General features: G+C 69.7%; 14 protein-coding genes. 8 read left to right on the forward strand and 6 right to left on the reverse strand.

Annotated elements, in window-relative coordinates:
- Positions 1-261 precede the first annotated feature (261 nt).
- From RJ1_RS13445 to RJ1_RS13455, 3 genes are read left to right on the forward strand one after another with little or no spacing between them, the layout of a single operon-like run.
- The gene (locus RJ1_RS13445) at positions 262-1476 is read left to right on the forward strand and encodes an MFS transporter (protein ID WP_073360610.1); all 1215 of its coding nucleotides are present in this window, start codon (positions 262-264) and stop codon (positions 1474-1476) included.
- 22 nt (positions 1477-1498) lie between these two features.
- Positions 1499-1855 carry a hypothetical protein gene (locus RJ1_RS13450; protein ID WP_073360576.1) on the forward strand — a complete coding sequence of 119 codons (357 nt, stop codon included), beginning with the start codon at positions 1499-1501 and terminating at the stop codon, positions 1853-1855.
- Positions 1852-2382, forward strand: coding sequence for a GNAT family N-acetyltransferase (locus RJ1_RS13455; RefSeq protein WP_073360578.1), 531 nt, complete (start codon positions 1852-1854; stop codon positions 2380-2382). The genes RJ1_RS13450 and RJ1_RS13455 overlap by 4 nt, the downstream gene beginning before the upstream one ends.
- Positions 2383-2391: 9 nt before the next feature.
- Here RJ1_RS13455 and zapE read toward each other — a convergent pair whose 3' ends face one another.
- Positions 2392-3408, reverse strand: coding sequence for a cell division protein ZapE (gene zapE / locus RJ1_RS13460; RefSeq protein WP_073360579.1), 1017 nt, complete (start codon positions 3406-3408; stop codon positions 2392-2394).
- A 34-nt stretch (positions 3409-3442) separates the two neighbouring features.
- On the opposite strand from zapE, the gene RJ1_RS13465 reads away from it, so the two are divergent.
- Genes RJ1_RS13465 through msrB form a run of 4 tightly spaced genes read left to right on the forward strand, consistent with a single transcriptional unit; the run spans position 3443 to position 7676 of the window.
- Positions 3443-4231, forward strand: coding sequence for a pyrimidine reductase family protein (locus RJ1_RS13465; RefSeq protein WP_073360611.1), 789 nt, complete (start codon positions 3443-3445; stop codon positions 4229-4231).
- 23 nt (positions 4232-4254) lie between these two features.
- Positions 4255-5811 carry an alpha/beta fold hydrolase gene (locus RJ1_RS13470; protein ID WP_073360581.1) on the forward strand — a complete coding sequence of 519 codons (1557 nt, stop codon included), beginning with the start codon at positions 4255-4257 and terminating at the stop codon, positions 5809-5811.
- 34 nt (positions 5812-5845) lie between these two features.
- Positions 5846-7180, forward strand: a complete 1335-nt coding sequence (locus RJ1_RS13475) for a glycosyltransferase family 87 protein (RefSeq protein WP_073360582.1) — start codon at positions 5846-5848, stop codon at positions 7178-7180.
- A 58-nt stretch (positions 7181-7238) separates the two neighbouring features.
- Positions 7239-7676, forward strand: a complete 438-nt coding sequence (msrB, locus tag RJ1_RS13480) for a peptide-methionine (R)-S-oxide reductase MsrB (protein WP_073360584.1) — start codon at positions 7239-7241, stop codon at positions 7674-7676.
- Here the strand turns inward: msrB and RJ1_RS13485 are convergent.
- Genes RJ1_RS13485 through hemE form a run of 4 tightly spaced genes read right to left on the reverse strand, consistent with a single transcriptional unit; the run spans position 7636 to position 13125 of the window.
- On the reverse strand, positions 7636-9984 hold the full coding sequence (locus RJ1_RS13485) for a molybdopterin-dependent oxidoreductase (protein WP_073360585.1): 2349 nt from the start codon (positions 9982-9984) through the stop codon (positions 7636-7638). The genes msrB and RJ1_RS13485 overlap by 41 nt on opposite strands.
- Positions 9985-9999: 15 nt before the next feature.
- Positions 10000-10695, reverse strand: coding sequence for a hydrogen peroxide-dependent heme synthase (gene hemQ / locus RJ1_RS13490; RefSeq protein ID WP_073360587.1), 696 nt, complete (start codon positions 10693-10695; stop codon positions 10000-10002).
- 4 nt (positions 10696-10699) lie between these two features.
- A complete protein-coding gene (locus RJ1_RS13495; protein ID WP_073360588.1) occupies positions 10700-12061 on the reverse strand; it encodes a protoporphyrinogen oxidase in 1362 nt (453 codons plus the stop codon).
- The gene (gene hemE / locus RJ1_RS13500) at positions 12058-13125 is read right to left on the reverse strand and encodes a uroporphyrinogen decarboxylase (protein ID WP_174694978.1); all 1068 of its coding nucleotides are present in this window, start codon (positions 13123-13125) and stop codon (positions 12058-12060) included. Before hemE ends, RJ1_RS13495 begins: the two co-directional genes overlap by 4 nt.
- Positions 13126-13286: 161 nt before the next feature.
- Here hemE and RJ1_RS13505 point away from each other — a divergent pair, with 161 nt between their 5' ends.
- Positions 13287-13880: a DUF3000 domain-containing protein gene (locus RJ1_RS13505; protein ID WP_037240540.1), complete on the forward strand. Its 594-nt coding sequence runs from the start codon at positions 13287-13289 to the stop codon at positions 13878-13880.
- Here RJ1_RS13505 and RJ1_RS13510 read toward each other — a convergent pair.
- Positions 13881-14897: alpha/beta hydrolase (locus tag RJ1_RS13510; RefSeq protein ID WP_073360591.1), on the reverse strand; the 1017-nt coding region annotated here is incomplete at its 5' end. It lies immediately after the preceding gene.

A 14897-nucleotide genomic window follows, 5' to 3' on the forward strand; every position in this document is an offset into this window, starting at 1 on the left:
AAATCGTTACCGCTGCATCTGGAACGTGAGGAAATCCTCATGTATCGTCTAACTAGCCATCCACCCCCCCGATGGCAATGAGCCCCAGCCATGACCCCCCATCCACGGCTGGGGCTCAGTCTTGTGCCAGGAGCCTTGCGCGGTTTCCAGACCTTCGGGGTTTTCGGACATTTCGCCCGCCCATTCGGAGAACGCTGCACATCTCGGCAAAGTATTGGACACTCGTCCAACCGGATGTCCACGACCGAAGGCCGCCTCGCCATGACGGATTCACCACACGCGGATGCGTCCGCGTACCCTCGCCCGGCACGGATCGCCGCCGCGGCCGCCTTCGGGTTGCAGGGTTTTCTCCTCGCGGCCATCCTCACCCAACTGCCCCAGTACCAGGACCGATTCGGGTTCGACGACACCGTCATCGTGGTCGCCGTCGTGACGGTGTCTCTCGTCGCCGGCGCGGGAAGCGTCCTCGCCGAGCACCTGGCCCGCCGATTCTCCAGCAAGTCCGCGCTCCGATTCGGGCTCGCGACCATCGCGGTCGCCGGCGGCGCGCTCGGTTTCAGCCCGAACACCGCGGCCTTCTTCGCCTGCCTGTCCGTGTACGGCGCCGGACTCGGCATGGTCGACGCCGCCGCCAACATGCAGGCCGTGTCGATCCAGCACGCCTACGGCCGGTTCATTTTGTCTTCTTTCCACGCCGTGTGGAGTGTCGGGGCGATCGCGGGCGCGCTGTTCGTCGCCGCCACCTCCGCACTCGACGTGGGTGTCGCCGCCGCGCAGCTGACGGCGGCACTCGTGGTGGCCGTCGGTCTCGCGCTCTGCGGCCCCCGGCTCCTCGTCCGGACCGAGCCGAACCGCACCACACCCCCGACGGCCGGTGGTGCGATCGTTCCGCTCCGCGCTCTGCTCGCACTCGGTTCCGCGATGGCGTTGTTCTACGCCATCGACTTCAGCGTCGGCAACTGGTCCGCGCTGTACCTCAGGAACGTCCTGTTCGCGGATGCCGGCACCGCCGCCCTCGCATTGGCCGCCTACCAGTGCGCCGCACTGGCGTCGCGGCTGAGCGGCGACTTCTGGGTGGCGAAGTACGGCGAGATCGCCGTCGTCCGTGCGGGTTCCGCGATCGGCATCGCCGGAATGACCATCGTGGCGCTCGCCCAGTCCCCCGCCATCGCGATCGCCGGGTTCCTCGTCGTCGGCCTCGGAGTGCCGGTCGTCGCTCCCCTGTGCTTCAGCGCCGCCGGACGGCTGGCACCCACCGGGCAGGTGGACGACGTCGTCGCGCGGATCAACCTGTTCAACTACGTCGGAACCCTCGTGGGCGGGGCGATCGTCGGCGGCGTCGCGGCCGCGACGAGCCTGCGGATCGGGTTCGTCGTCCCGCTTCTGTTCGCGGTGGCGCTGCTCCTGCTCGCCCCCGCGTTCGCCCCGGACCGGGACCGCGACAGGCGATCCGAGTGGGCCCCGGAACGTGAATGACGGCAGATGTTCTACTTAGGTCATGCCGACTTGGGGATGGTTCGTGATCGCCGTGGCGATCGTCTACGTCGCGGTTCTGGTCTCGTCACGCTCCGGTTGCGGCGGCTCGCACACACCACCCGACCTGCATCCCGCATCGACGTGGCGGCAGCTGGACGAATCCGTCCGGAGCGAGGTGACAGGTCTCCTCGACCGCGGGAGAACGCGCGCGGCGATCAAGGTCCTCGTCGCGCGAGACGGGATCGGAGTGCGGCACGCGAGGGCGACGGTCGAGTACGGCCGGCTCCACGCCGCCGAGACCATTGCGGCGATCACACCGCTGCGGGACAGTACGGGGATGACACTTCGGGAAGCGAAGGACACGGTGGATCAGCTGTGACTGTCGAAATAGACCCGGCGGGCATCTGGGATTCCGAGGCCATCGCCGATGTCGCCGCGGCGACTTTCCCTCTCGCGTGCCCGCCCGGTGCGACCCAGGACGACATCGCTGCCTTCATCGACGACGTGTTGTCGGCCGAACGGTTCTCGGAGTACCTCACCGACCCGAATCGCACCGTCCTGAAGGTCACCCACGGCGGAGCGATCGTCGGGTACGCGATGCTCGTCGACGGTGAACCCGCCGACGCGGACGTGAGCCGCGCCGTGACACTGCGACCGACCACCGAGATCAGCAAGCTGTACGTGCTGCCCGGCAATCACGGGACCGGCGTGGCGTCGGCGCTGATGGACGCGATCGTCGAACGCGCCGAAGCCGCCGGATGCGCCGGACTGTGGCTGGGAGTCAACCAGGAGAACGTTCGGGCCCAGCGCTTCTACGCGAAGCACGGATTCACGAAGGTCGGGACCAAGACGTTCCTCGTGGGCACCCAGCTGCACCACGATTTCGTGATGCAGCGGGCGCTGTAACGAGCCGGGTCAGCTCGCGGCGACCTCGAAGCGCGACAACGCGAGCAGCCGCGACGTGGCACGCAGGTACTTCTTCCGGTATCCACCGGCCAGCATCTCGGGGGTGAAGATCGCGTCGAGCTTCGCGCCCGCCACGGTGACCGGGATGCTCGCGTCGTACAGGCGGTCGGCGAGCACCACCAGGCGCAGCGCCACCGACTGATCCTCGGCGGGGTGGACGCCGTCCAGGAACACGGCCGGAATGCCCTCGACCAGCTTGTTGTAGCGGGACGGGTGCAGCGTGCTCAGGTGCTTGCACAGCTCGTCGAAGTCGTCGAGCGTGGCGCCCGGGATGCTCTCGGCGCGCTCGGCGAGCTCCTCCGAGGAGATCGGGTCCGGGGCCGGCGGCAGGTCGCGGTGCCGGTAGTCGGGTCCGTCGACGCGGATCGTCTCGAAGATCGAACCCAGCTTCTTGATCTCGCGCAGGAAGTCCTGCGCGGCGAAGCGGCCCTCGCCGAGCTGACCGGGCAGTGTGTTCGACGTCGCGACGATGGAGACACCCCGTGCCGACAACTCCGACAGCAGGCGGGACACCAGCATGGTGTCGCCCGGGTCGTCGAGTTCGAATTCGTCGATGCAGAGGACGCTGTGATCGGACAGCTGCTCGACGGCCTTGTTGAAGCCGAGAGCGCCGACGACGTGCGTCAGTTCCACGAACGTGCCGAACGCCTTCGGCGACGGGACACTGTGGAAGATCGAGGCCAGGAGGTGGGTCTTGCCCACACCGAAACCGCCGTCGAGGTAGAGACCGGCGCCGGTGGACGGCGCCTTCTTCCCGAACAGGCCGCGTCGACCGCCGCTGCGGATCTTCACGACCTTCTTCGCGAACTCCTCGGCCTTCTGGACCGCGGCGGCCTGGCTGGGTTCTGCGGGGTCGGGGATGTACGACGCGAAGCTCACCTCGTCGAACATGGCCGGGGGCACCATCTGAGCTACCAACTGATCAGCCGGCACCACGGGGCTGCGATCGACAAGACGTGCATGCATACAAGCAGGGTATCCACGTGTTGTGATCACCAACATGCACCGTGTACATATTGCGACATTTTTCACACCGGACGCCCCTCCTTCCCGGGAGGAGTCCAGTGAATCGACCGCGAACACCCTGCGTGAGCTCTATGCGTACCCGGAAGACACACGGCGGCCCTGGGTCCGCGTCAATTTCGTGAGCAGTATCGACGGCGCCGTCTCCGTCGACGGCGTCAGCGGGGCGCTCGGCACACCCGCGGACAAACTCGTCTTCGACACCCTCCGCGAGTTGGCCGACGTCGTGGTGGTCGGGGCGGGAACCGTCCGGGCGGAGAACTACGGCGGGGTGCGCGTCGGCGCGGAGGGCAGGCGACGCCGCGCGGAGTCGGGGATGGCGGAGGTACCGCCGATCGCCGTCGTGTCTGCTCGCGCCCTCCTCGACCCGCACTCACGCCTGTTCACCGACACGGAGGTGCCACCGATCGTCGTCACGTGCACGGGCGCCGACCCGGCGCGGGTCCAGGCTCTCGCCGACGCGGGTGCGCGGATCGTGACGGCCGGCGCGGGACAGGTCACCGGCGCTGGACTGATCTCCGCGCTCGACGACCTCGGACTGCGCAGAGTGCTGTGTGAAGGGGGACCCAGCCTGTTCGGTCAGCTGACCCACGACGACGCGGTCGACGAAGTCTGCCTGACCACGGCACCCGTGCTCGTGGGCGGAACCGCGGGCCGCGTGGCCACGTCGCCGCATGCCCGGACCACCGCGATGACTCCCGCGCACATCCTCACCGACACCGACGGCACCGTCCTCACCAGATGGGTGCGCCTGCCCCGCCCGTAGCGGAACCTGGCAGGCTGGTCGCCATGCGCAGATCGGTGTTGCTCGCAATGGTTCTCGTGGTGTGCAGCGCGTGCGGAGCCGGACCGTCCAACCGGCCGCACGTGGCGGTCGAACGCGAGGGTGTGGGCAGCGAACCCACCGCAACGGAGACCGAGAACCCCGACGCTCCCCCGCCCGTGTTGCAGACCCCGAAGAACGATCTGGCGTGGACCGACTGCACGCAGAGCACGCTCGCCGCCCTGGGCCCGGGAACGACACCGCCCGCCGGGCTCGTCTTCGAATGCGGCTCGTACGAGTCGGCCGTCGACGAGAGCGGCACCCTACCCGGCTCCTTCACGATGGGTGCGATGCGGGCACGGCTCGCCGACACCCCCGAGAACGCGGCCCCGCTGGTGCTCACGTCGGGATCGGACCGGTCGTCGACCGCGACGCTCGCAGCGCTGAGCACCGGCGGTCTGACATCGCTGCTGTCGACGCGGCCGGTGGTCGCGGTGGACCGCCGCGGGATCGCCTCCTCGCAGGAGATCGAATGCCTCACCCCGGAGCTCCGCAGCAGCCTGGCGAATCTCGGGCAGTTCGACCCGGGGACGGGAGACCAGGTCGACAAGGTGACCGCGCTGGGCCGCGACGCCACCATCGCGTGCACCGACTACCTGCAGCCGCAGGAACTCGCGTTCGACAGCACCCACGCCGCGGACGACATCGAGGAGCTGCGCCGCACCTGGGACGTCGATGCGCTCGGCATCCTCGCCACCGGTAACGGCAGTGCCGTCGCGCTCAGCTACGCGGCCAAGTACCCCGGTCGGGTCGGCCGGCTCGTCCTCGACTCCCCCGCCGTCACGACGGTGGATGCCGCGACCGCCACCGAGCAGCAGGTCGCGGGTCAGGAGGCGGCGTTCGACGCGTTCGCCCGCCAGTGCACGGCCCTGAACTGTTCCCTCGGTGCCGATCCCCGCGCCGCGATGTCGGACGCCGTCACCCGCGCCGCGAACGGCCAGATCCCGCGGGTCTCCGCGAACGCCCTCCTCACCGCGGTGTCCGGGTCGCTCGCCGCGGCGGGCGGCGACCAGCAGGGCCGCGTCCGCGCCCTGTCCGATGCGGTATCCGCCGCCCTCGCCGGAAACACGGCGCCGATCCTCGCGGCGATCACGCAGGCCGAGGCGGCCTACGAGACCGACGGCCAGTTCATCACCCGCTGCACGGACGGCCAGCAGTGGCCCGCACCCGACCGTGTTCGCGAACTGCAGAAGCTGTGGGGCGAGCGGTTCCCGCTGTTCGGCCCGAACGCCGCCGTCGGACTGCTCGCGTGCACCTCCTGGCCCGCGACCGCGCCGCCCGCCCTGCCCGGCGAGCTGACACTCCCGGTCCTGGTGCTGAGCGGCACCGCCGACCCGGTCGTCGGGAACGCCGGGGTGGGGACGGTGACCGGGGCCGTGTCGAGCGCAGGCGCCGCGACGGCGACCCTGACGTGGCACGGCAGCGGCCACCCCGCCACCCATTCGGACTGCGCGCAGAAGTCGATCGTCACCTACGTCACGGACGGTGTGCTGCCCCCGGACGGCAGCGCCTGCCCCGCCTAGCCGACGTGTTCGGCCCGACACCCACAGGGGGTGCGTGACCGCACGTCAGAGCTTCTCGGTGTACCGTGCCGTGGTGTTCCTTCGACAACTCGAACCGCGCACCGGGCGGACTGCCAACGAGGTCATCAACTTCGCGCTGTGGCCGATCGCCGTCATGACCGTGCTGCATCGAGTGGTCGTCAAGGCGGTCAACGGGTACATCACCGACGACTTCCGTCCGGTCTACAACGCTGCGCTGGCGTTCCTCAACGGGCGACCCGTGTACACCGCCAACTTCGACTGGGTGGATCCGCACTACCTGTATCCGCCGTCCGGCACCCTGCTGATGGCCCCGATCGCGGTGATCGACCCCGAGAAGTCCCGGTGGTTGTTCATCATCGCCAACGCGATCGCGATCATGATCGCGCTGTACCTGCTGCTGCGGCTGTTCGGGCTGGGATTGAACTCCATCGCCGCGCCAATCCTGTTGCTCGCCACGTTCTCGTCCGAGACCGTCACGAACACCCTCGTCTTCACCAACATCAACGGCCTCGTCCTGCTCGGTGAGATCGCGTTCCTCGTGTTGCTCATGAAGCGGAAGGACATGTGGTCCGGGGTCGCGATCGGGCTGACGTTCGCGGTCAAACCGATCCTCGCCCCTCTCCTGCTGCTCCCGCTGGTGCGCGGCCAGTGGAAGGTGTTCGTCACCGCGATCGGCATCCCCCTCATCCTCACCGCGGTGGCGTGGCCGCTGTCCGCGGACCCGATGGACTTCGTGCACCACACCGTGCCGTATCTGATGGAGTCGCGCGACTACTTCAACAGCGCGATCGTCGGCAACGGCAAGTACTACGGTCTCCCGACCGCCATGGTCTGGGCCCTGCGCGGCGTCTTCACCGCCATCGTGCTCGGGTCCTTGTGGTTGCTGTACCGCTACTACCGCCACGACGAGCTGTTCTTCGTGGTCACCACGTCCGGGGTTCTGCTGACCGCGTCCTGGCTGCTCGGCTCGCTGGGCCAGATGTACTACTCGATGATGCTGTTCCCGCTGCTGATGTCCGTGGTGCTGAAGAACTCGGTGATGCGGAACTGGCCGGCTTGGCTGGCCGTGTACGGGTTCATGAGTTACGACAGCTGGCTGTCGAGCCGGTTCATCGAGGCCGGCCGGACCGCGGAGTACATGAAGACCACCCTGGGGTGGAGCCTGATCCTTCTCGTCATCTTCGGTGTGCTGACCGTCCGGTACGTCACCGCGCGCCGGGACGGGCGACTCGACCGGGGCATCGACCCGGCGTTCCTGCTCGAACCGGACCAGAAGGCACAAGACACTCTGCCGGACCCCGAGCCGGACGAACAGCCACAGGTCGAGTCGGCCGCCGCCAAGACGTAGGCCGCGTCGCGGGGCGGGCGTCGCGGCCGGAATCGGCGAAACGTATTAGCGTGGAGCCATGAGTTCGCAGCAGCAGGATCCCACGCAGTCCGCACCGAAGGTTGCTCTCTCCGACAGCGAGTGGCGCGAGAAACTGACTCCCGAGGAGTACGCGGTGCTGCGCCAGGCCGGCACCGAGCGCCCCTTCGTCGGCGAGTACACCGGCACGAAGACGGAAGGCGTCTACCACTGCCGCGCCTGCGGGGCCGAGTTGTTCCGCAGCACGGAGAAGTTCGAATCGCACTGCGGGTGGCCGTCGTTCTTCGACCCGGCCGACTCGGACGCCGTCATCCTGCGCGAGGACAGCTCACTCGGCATGCGCCGCGTCGAGGTGGTCTGCAGGACGTGCCACAGCCACCTGGGCCACGTCTTCGAGGGTGAGGGTTACCCCACCCCCACCGATCAGCGCTACTGCATCAATTCGATCTCGCTGGTCCTGGAACCGACCGGCGAATGATCGTGGGCGGATCGTACGCGCGGATCGGCGGCAGCTCGCCGTCGTAGCGTTCGATGTCGACGAGCACGTGCTGGCCCGTGCAGCCGTGGGCGAGTGACGACGTGCCCACGTCCGGGGTCAGCACGTTGGGGTTTCCGTGCACGCAGAGGGAATCCGGATCGGTGGCATCGAGTGGGTCGTACCAGGCGCCCGTCGACAGCTGGACGACACCGCGGCGCACGCCCTCGTCCACCACCACACCGGCGAGGCAGGCGCCGCGGTCGTTGAACACGCGGACGACGTCTCCGGCGGCGAGACCGCGCCGGGCCGCGTCGTCCGGGTGGATGCGCAGCGGTTCGCGTCCCCGGATCTTCGACTTCTGGCTGGCGCCGCCGTGGTCGAGCTGGCTGTGCAGGCGGGTGCGCGGCTGGTTGGCGATCAGGTGCAGCGGGAATCGCTCGGCCCGCCGGCCGCCCAGCCATTCCTCGGGCTCGTACCAGCGTGGGTGGCCCGCGCAGTCGTCGTAGCCGAATCCGTCGATGTCCTCGGAGAAGATCTCGATCCGCCCGCTCGGGGTGGCGAGGGGGAACTTCACCGGGTCGGCCCGGAAGTCGCCGAACAGGATCAGGTCGTCCTCGGTGCGCATCCGCACCTGCCCCCGCGTCCAGAATTCGTCGAAGTCGGGGGCCGGACCGCCGTCCGCGCGGACGAAGTCCCGCCACTGCCCGTACAGGTGCTCGAGCCACTGCTCGGACGAGCGGCCCTCCGTGAACTTCTCGCCGACGCCCAGTTTCCGCGCCACCGCGGCGAACGTGTCGTAGTCGTCCCGAGAGTCGGCGTACGGCTGCACCGCGGCGTGCATGGCGACGAGCAGCGGGTCGTTGCGGGTGCAGCTGATGTCGGCCCGCTCGAGTGACGTGGTGGACGGGACCACGATGTCGGCGTGCCGGGCCATCGGTGTCCAGTAGGGGTCGTGGACCACGATCGTGTCCGGCCGGGTCAGTGCCCGGCGGAGCCGCGGAATGTCCTGATGGTGGTGGAACGGGTTGCCGCCGGCCCAGTACAGCATCTTGATGTCCGGGTACGTCAGCCGCTGACCGTCGTAGTCGAACGGTGCGCCCGGGTTCAGGAGCATGTCCGAGATCGCGGCCACCGGAATGAAGTCGCGGACGGGGTTCAGCCCCTGGGGAAGCGTCGGCAGCGGGTACGGGACGGGCGCGAGCCCGGGCTCGTTCATCGAGCCGTAGCCGTGGCCGAAACCTCCACCGGGCAGGCCGATCTGGCCCAGCATCGCGGCGAGGGTGACCCCCATCCAGGGGGCCTGCTCGCCGTGCCGGACCCGCTGCAGCGACCAGGTGACGGTCACCATCGTCCGGCCCGACGCCATCCGCCGCGCGAGGGCGGCGAATTCCGCGGCGGGGATGCCGGAGATCCGCTCGGCCCACCCCGGCGATTTGGGCACCCCGTCGGTGCGGCCGAGGAGGTAGTTCTCGAAGCGGTCGTAGCCGACGCAGTGACTGTCCAGAAAAGCCGTGTCGTGCAGGCCTTCCGTCGCGAGGACGTACGCGAGCGCGAGCATGACCGCCACGTCGGTGCCGGGCACCGGGGCGTGCCGTTCGGCGGCGCCGTGCATGTCGTCGCTCAGAGGACTGAACGACACGACGGATCCGCCGCGGCGGCGGAGCGCGTCGAGTGCGTCGCGGGTGGGGTGGTCGCTGGTGCCGCCGTGATTGATGCCGGTGTTCTTCAGCGGGACGCCGCCGAAGCACACCATGAGGTCGGTGTGCTCGGCGATGACCTTCCAGGACGTGGAGCGGGCGAACAACTTCCAGTGCGTGCCCACGACCCGGGGCATGATCACACCCGTCGCGCCCAGCGAGTAGCTGTGCACGGAACGGGTGTAGCCGCCGAGGGTGTTCAGGAACCGATGGACCTGGCTCTGCGCGTGGTGGAAACGTCCCGCGCTGGCCCAGCCGTACGAGCCGCCGTAGATCGCGGTGTTGCCGTAGGTGTCGACGATCCTGCGTAATTCGCCGGCCAGCCGCTGGGTCAGTTCTTCCCAATCGACCGACACGAACTCGTCGGAGCCGCGGGAACCGCTGGGGCCCGGACCGTTCTCCAGCCACCCGCGGCGCACCACCGGTCCGGTGATCCGCGCCTTGGTGCGGACCGACCCGGCGATGTTGCCCAGCACCGGTGACGGGTCCGCGTCACCGGTGTACGGGTGCGCGGCGACGACGTCACCGTCGGCGACCTCGGCCTCGAACATGCCCCAGTGCGACATGTGCTGATAGCGGGGCGCGGTGCGGGCCCCGTCGGCGTCACTCATCGATGATGCGTCAGATCACGGAAGAGCCGTGACGAGCTTCTCCACATCCACCCGCGGGCCGGTGAAGAACGGCACCTCCTCGCGGACGTGCAGTCGGGCCTCGGTGGCGCGCAGATCACGCATGAGGTCGACGATGCGGTACAGCTCCGGCGCTTCGAACGCCAGGATCCACTCGTAGTCGCCGAGCGCGAACGCGGGCACGGTGTTGGCGCGCACGTCCTTGTAGGCGCGGGCCGCCATGCCGTGGTCGGCGAGCATCTTGCGCCGCTCGTCGTCGGGCAGCAGGTACCACTCGTAGGAGCGGACGAACGGGTACACGCAGATGTAGTTGCCCGGGTCCTCGCCGGCCAGGAACGCCGGGATGTGGCTCTTGTTGAATTCGGCGGGACGGTGGCACGCGACGTTGCTCCACACCGGCTTGCTCGCGCGGCCCAGGGCGGTGGTGCGGCGGAAGTCGGCGTAGGTGGCCTGGAGGGCCTCGATGCTCGCCGAGTGCGTCCAGATCATGAAGTCGGCGTCGGCGCGCAGTCCGGCGACGTCGTACAGGCCGCGGACCACGACGCCCTTCTCGGACTGACCTTCGAAGAAGATCCGCGCCTCCTTGATCACGGCTTCCCGGTCGTCCCCGAGAACACCGGGTTCCACCTGGAACACCGAGAACATGAGGTAGCGAATTTCAGAGTTCAATGCGTCGAAGTCGAGGCGTGCCATGGGTCTATCGTGCCACTCGCCCCGCGAGCCGTGTAGCCGCCGTCGTCGCAGCGGCGACGCACGCGGGAACACCCACCCCGTGCAGCAGCGCTCCAGACACCTCCACACCGTCCAGACCTGCGACTTCCTGCTCGATCACCGCCACCCGGTCGAGGTGGCCGGGACCGTACTGCGGCAGGCCACCGTGCCAGCGCTGGACGTGCGCCGCCACGGGCTCGGCGGACACCCCGGTGACCGTCGCGAGGTCGCGCCGGGCCGCGGCGATCAGTTCGTCGTCGGGTGCGTCGACCACGGCGGCGTCGCCGAACCGGCCGAACGAAGCCCGGACGAGGGTCACCTCGCGCTCGGCGAGATGCGGCCACTTGCGGCTCGACAGGGTGAACGCCTTCGCGCCGAGCGCGGCATCGGTGGCGACGAGGATCCCCGAGTTCTGCGGGACGCCCGCGTCGGTCGGCAGCGCCAGCGCGACGACCGCCGAGGAGGCCAGCGGGATGTCCGCGGCCGCCGCGGCCGCGCGGGGGGCGACGTCGGCGAGCAGGTCGGCGAGTTGCGGAGCGGGCACGGCGAGCACGACTCCGTCGACCCTGCCGACCGGGTCCGCGTACCAGCCGTTGCCGTCGCGCGTGAGCGTCCGGATGCGCTCGTGCACGATCTCCGCCGACGCGGCCGCCGACAGTGCCCGCAGCAGGACGCCGTAGCCGTCGCGCAGCGCCCCGAACACCGGACCGGCGGCGGGCGCGGGGAGGGCCTCCGCCACGGCCGCGGACAGGCTTGCGGCACCTCGGTCGAGGGCGGCGGCGAGCGTGGGAACCGCGGCACGGACACCGATGGTGTCGGCGAGGCCCGAATAGACCCCTCCGAGAAGCGGATCCACCGACCGCTGGACCACCTGCGCGCCGAACCGGTCGCCGACCAGTGCACCGACGGCGATGTCCGCGCCCGGTGTCCAGTCGAGGGGGACCGTCCGCTCCCCCGCCACCCGCGCGAGTGTCCGGTCGTCGACGAGGCCGCGCAGGCTGTCGGCGTCGGCGGGTATCCCCATGAGCGTGTTCGCCGGCAGCGGGTGCAGTGCGTCCTCGGACCAGATGAGCGGACGCAGACCCGCCGGGTGCACCAGCTGGTCGGAGAGGCCGAGTTCGCCGAGCAGCGCGGGCAGTTCCGGGCGCCGCGCGATGAACGCTTCGGCGCCCACGTCGACGGGTTCACCCGCCAGCTCCACCGTGCGCAGCTTGCCGCCGAGCCGCCCCGCACCGTCGGCGACGGTGATCCGCGCGCCGGCGCCGAGCCGCTGCCGCAGGCGGTACGCGGCGACCAGCCCGGAGATGCCGCCGCCGACGACGAGAACGTTCGGCGACGACCCGGTCACAGCGAGTGCACCAGCTCGACCAGGGCGGTCAGCGCGCCCGGATCGGTGTCGGGCAGGACGCCGTGCCCGAGGTTGAAGATGTGCCCGGTGGCGCCGGCGGCGAGGGCGGCGTCGGCCTCCGCGGTGATGCGGCGGACCTGCTTCTCGACGGCCGCGGGTCCCGCGAACAGCACGGCGGGGTCGAGGTTGCCTTGAAGCGCCTTGCCGGGGCCGACCCGGCGCGCGGCCACGTCGAGCGGGATGCGCCAATCGACGCCGACCACGTCGGCACCCGCCTCGCCCATCGCGCCGAGCAGTTCACCGGTGCCGACCCCGAAGTGGATGCGGGGCACCTTCGCGCTCTCCACCTCCGCGAACACCCGCTCGGAGTGGGGCAGGACGAACTCCCGGTACTCGGCCAGCGAGAGCGCTCCGGCCCACGAGTCGAACAGCTGGACCGCGTCGACGCCGGCGCGCAGCTGGGTCTGCAGGAAGGTGATGGTGGTGTCGGCGAGGGTGCCGAGCAGCGCATGCCACGTCTTGGGGTCGGAATGCATGAGCGCCTTCGTGCGCTCGTGATTGCGGCTGGGACCGCCCTCGACCAGGTAAGAGGCGAGGGTGAACGGGGCGCCGGCGAAACCGATCAGCGGCGTCGACCCGAGTTCGGCGGTGAGCAGCTGCACGGCCTGCGCGACGGCGCCGACCTCCTCGGGCACCAGGCGCGGCAACGCGGCGACGTCGGCGATCGACCGGACCGGGTTCGCGACGACGGGACCGGTGCCGGCCACGATGTCGAGATCGATTCCCGCGGCTTTCAGCGGCACGACGATGTCGGAGAACAGGATCGCGGCGTCGACGCCGTGCCTGCGCACGGGCTGCATGGTGATCTCGCAGACGAGTGCCGGGTCGAAGCACGATTCGAGCATGCCGATACCCGACCGGATCTCGCGGTACTCGGGAAGGGAGCGGCCCGCCTGCCGCATGAACCACACCGGGCGATGGCGGGGAGCGCGACCCTCGGCGGCCGCCAGGAGGGGTGCATCGGGGAGCACCCGCCTCGCGGCGTACGTCGCCCGCTCACTCATGCCTGCATTGGTGCTTTCCAACCCGCTCATCGGTCCTCGCGCTCTCTGCCTGCTCGAATTTCGGCAGCTCTCATGCTGCCATGCCGGGACTCCGCCGCCGATCGACCCTGCTCGGCGCGCCTCCGACGAGATGCGTTGGTGCGGGTCTAACGTCCCGAGCTGTGACGACTTCGGGATCGCCCGCCGAACCGGCCGAGTTCCGCGCCGCCGTCGAAGCGATGAACTCCGCGCAGGTTCGCGCGGACATCGAACTGGGCCCCATCCGGCCCCCACAGCGGCTCGCGCCGTACAGCTACGCCGTCGGCGCAGAGGTCGTGCACGAGGACACCGGGGTCGTCGCCGAACAGAGCGAGGGTGACGCGTTCGGCAGATTGATCCTCCTGTTCGACCCCGAGGGCGACGAGGCCTGGAACGGCACGATGCGGTTGGTCGCCTACATTCAGGCGGATCTCGATGCCGCGGTCGCGTCGGACCCGCTTCTTCCCGAGGTGGCGTGGAGCTGGCTCGTCGACGCTCTCGAATCGCGGCACGAACCCCTCAACGCGCTCGGCGGCACCGTGACCGCGACGACGTCGGTGCGGTACGGCGACATCGCCGGTCCCCCACACGCGCATCAGCTGGAACTGCGTGCGTCGTGGACGGCGACGTCGGTCGAACTGGCCACGCACGTCGAGGCGTTCTGCGAGGTGCTCGCGTATGCGGCCGGTCTGCCGCCCGCAGGGGTGTCGCAGCTGCGCACGCTGGGCGGCAAGTAGTCAGGCCGATTCTGTGCCCGCCGCGGGCACGTCGGTCGTGGCGCTGCGCGACCATTCCAGGAACCGGCCCACGGCCTGCGTCACCGAGATACTGCGGATCGACGGGAACACGTCGAACGCGTGCTGCGCCCCCTTCAGTTCCGCGTAGGCGACGGGGTTGCGGGACACGTCCCGGAGCCGGTCGACGAAGATACGCGCCTCGGCGACGGGTATGAGTGAATCGCTGGTGCCGTGGATCACGAAGAACGGCGGTGCGTCGGACCGCAGGTGCGCGAGCGGGGACGCGGCCCGGTAGTCGTCGGGGAACTTCGCGTTCTTGCCCAGGACCATCGGCATGAGACCGGAGTGCACGCGCTGGAGGACGGCCTTGATTCCGGTGTCGCCGGCGAAGTCGTAGACGCCGTAGTACGGGACGCACGCCTGTACCGACGTGTCGACGCCCTCGAACCCCGGCTGGAGGTGACGGTCGTTCGCGGTGAGCCCGACCATGGCGGCGAGGTGACCGCCCGCCGAACCACCGGTGACGGCGATGAAGTCGGGGTTGCCGCCGTAGTCCTCGACGTGGTCCCGCAGCCACGCGAGGGCCTGCTTGATCGCGATCAGATGTTCCGGCCACTTCGCCTTCGGCGACAGCGGGTAGTTGACGGCCGCGCACACCCACCCCCGCGACGCCATTTCGAGCATGAGCGGCAGACCCTGTTGATCCTTGTTCCCGATCACCCATCCGCCGCCGTGAATCTGGAGCAGGACCGGGCTCTTCGCCGGCCGGTCATGGCGGTGGTAGATGTCGAGGCGGGCCCGGCGCCCGCCCGGCCCGTACGCGAGATTGCGGACCCGGGTGACGGTCTTGTTCCGCATCCAGAACGGGTTGAGGAGTTGCCGCCAGATCGGTCGCCCCGGACGTTCGATGGCCTTGTCGCGATCGGTGTAGTTCGCGCCGAGCGCCTCGACGAGTGCGGATTCGGCCTCCTCGCCCGCGCCGCGGCCGGTGGCGATGACGGCGGCGAGCCCGGCGGC

Source organism: Rhodococcus jostii NBRC 16295 (assembly GCF_001894825.1).
Lineage (GTDB): Bacteria > Actinomycetota > Actinomycetes > Mycobacteriales > Mycobacteriaceae > Rhodococcus_F > Rhodococcus_F jostii.

Coding starts and splice junctions, on each gene's coding strand:
- RJ1_RS13445 (WP_073360610.1), top strand. CDS start 262: ATGACGGATTCACCACACGCGGATGCGTCCGCGTACCCTCGCCCGGCA.
- RJ1_RS13450 (WP_073360576.1), top strand. CDS start 1,499: ATGCCGACTTGGGGATGGTTCGTGATCGCCGTGGCGATCGTCTACGTC.
- zapE (WP_073360579.1), bottom strand. CDS start 3,408: ATGCATGCACGTCTTGTCGATCGCAGCCCCGTGGTGCCGGCTGATCAG.
- RJ1_RS13465 (WP_073360611.1), top strand. CDS start 3,443: ATGCACCGTGTACATATTGCGACATTTTTCACACCGGACGCCCCTCCT.
- RJ1_RS13470 (WP_073360581.1), top strand. CDS start 4,255: ATGCGCAGATCGGTGTTGCTCGCAATGGTTCTCGTGGTGTGCAGCGCG.
- msrB (WP_073360584.1), top strand. CDS start 7,239: ATGAGTTCGCAGCAGCAGGATCCCACGCAGTCCGCACCGAAGGTTGCT.
- RJ1_RS13485 (WP_073360585.1), bottom strand. CDS start 9,984: ATGAGTGACGCCGACGGGGCCCGCACCGCGCCCCGCTATCAGCACATG.
- hemQ (WP_073360587.1), bottom strand. CDS start 10,695: ATGGCACGCCTCGACTTCGACGCATTGAACTCTGAAATTCGCTACCTC.
- hemE (WP_174694978.1), bottom strand. CDS start 13,125: ATGAGTGAGCGGGCGACGTACGCCGCGAGGCGGGTGCTCCCCGATGCA.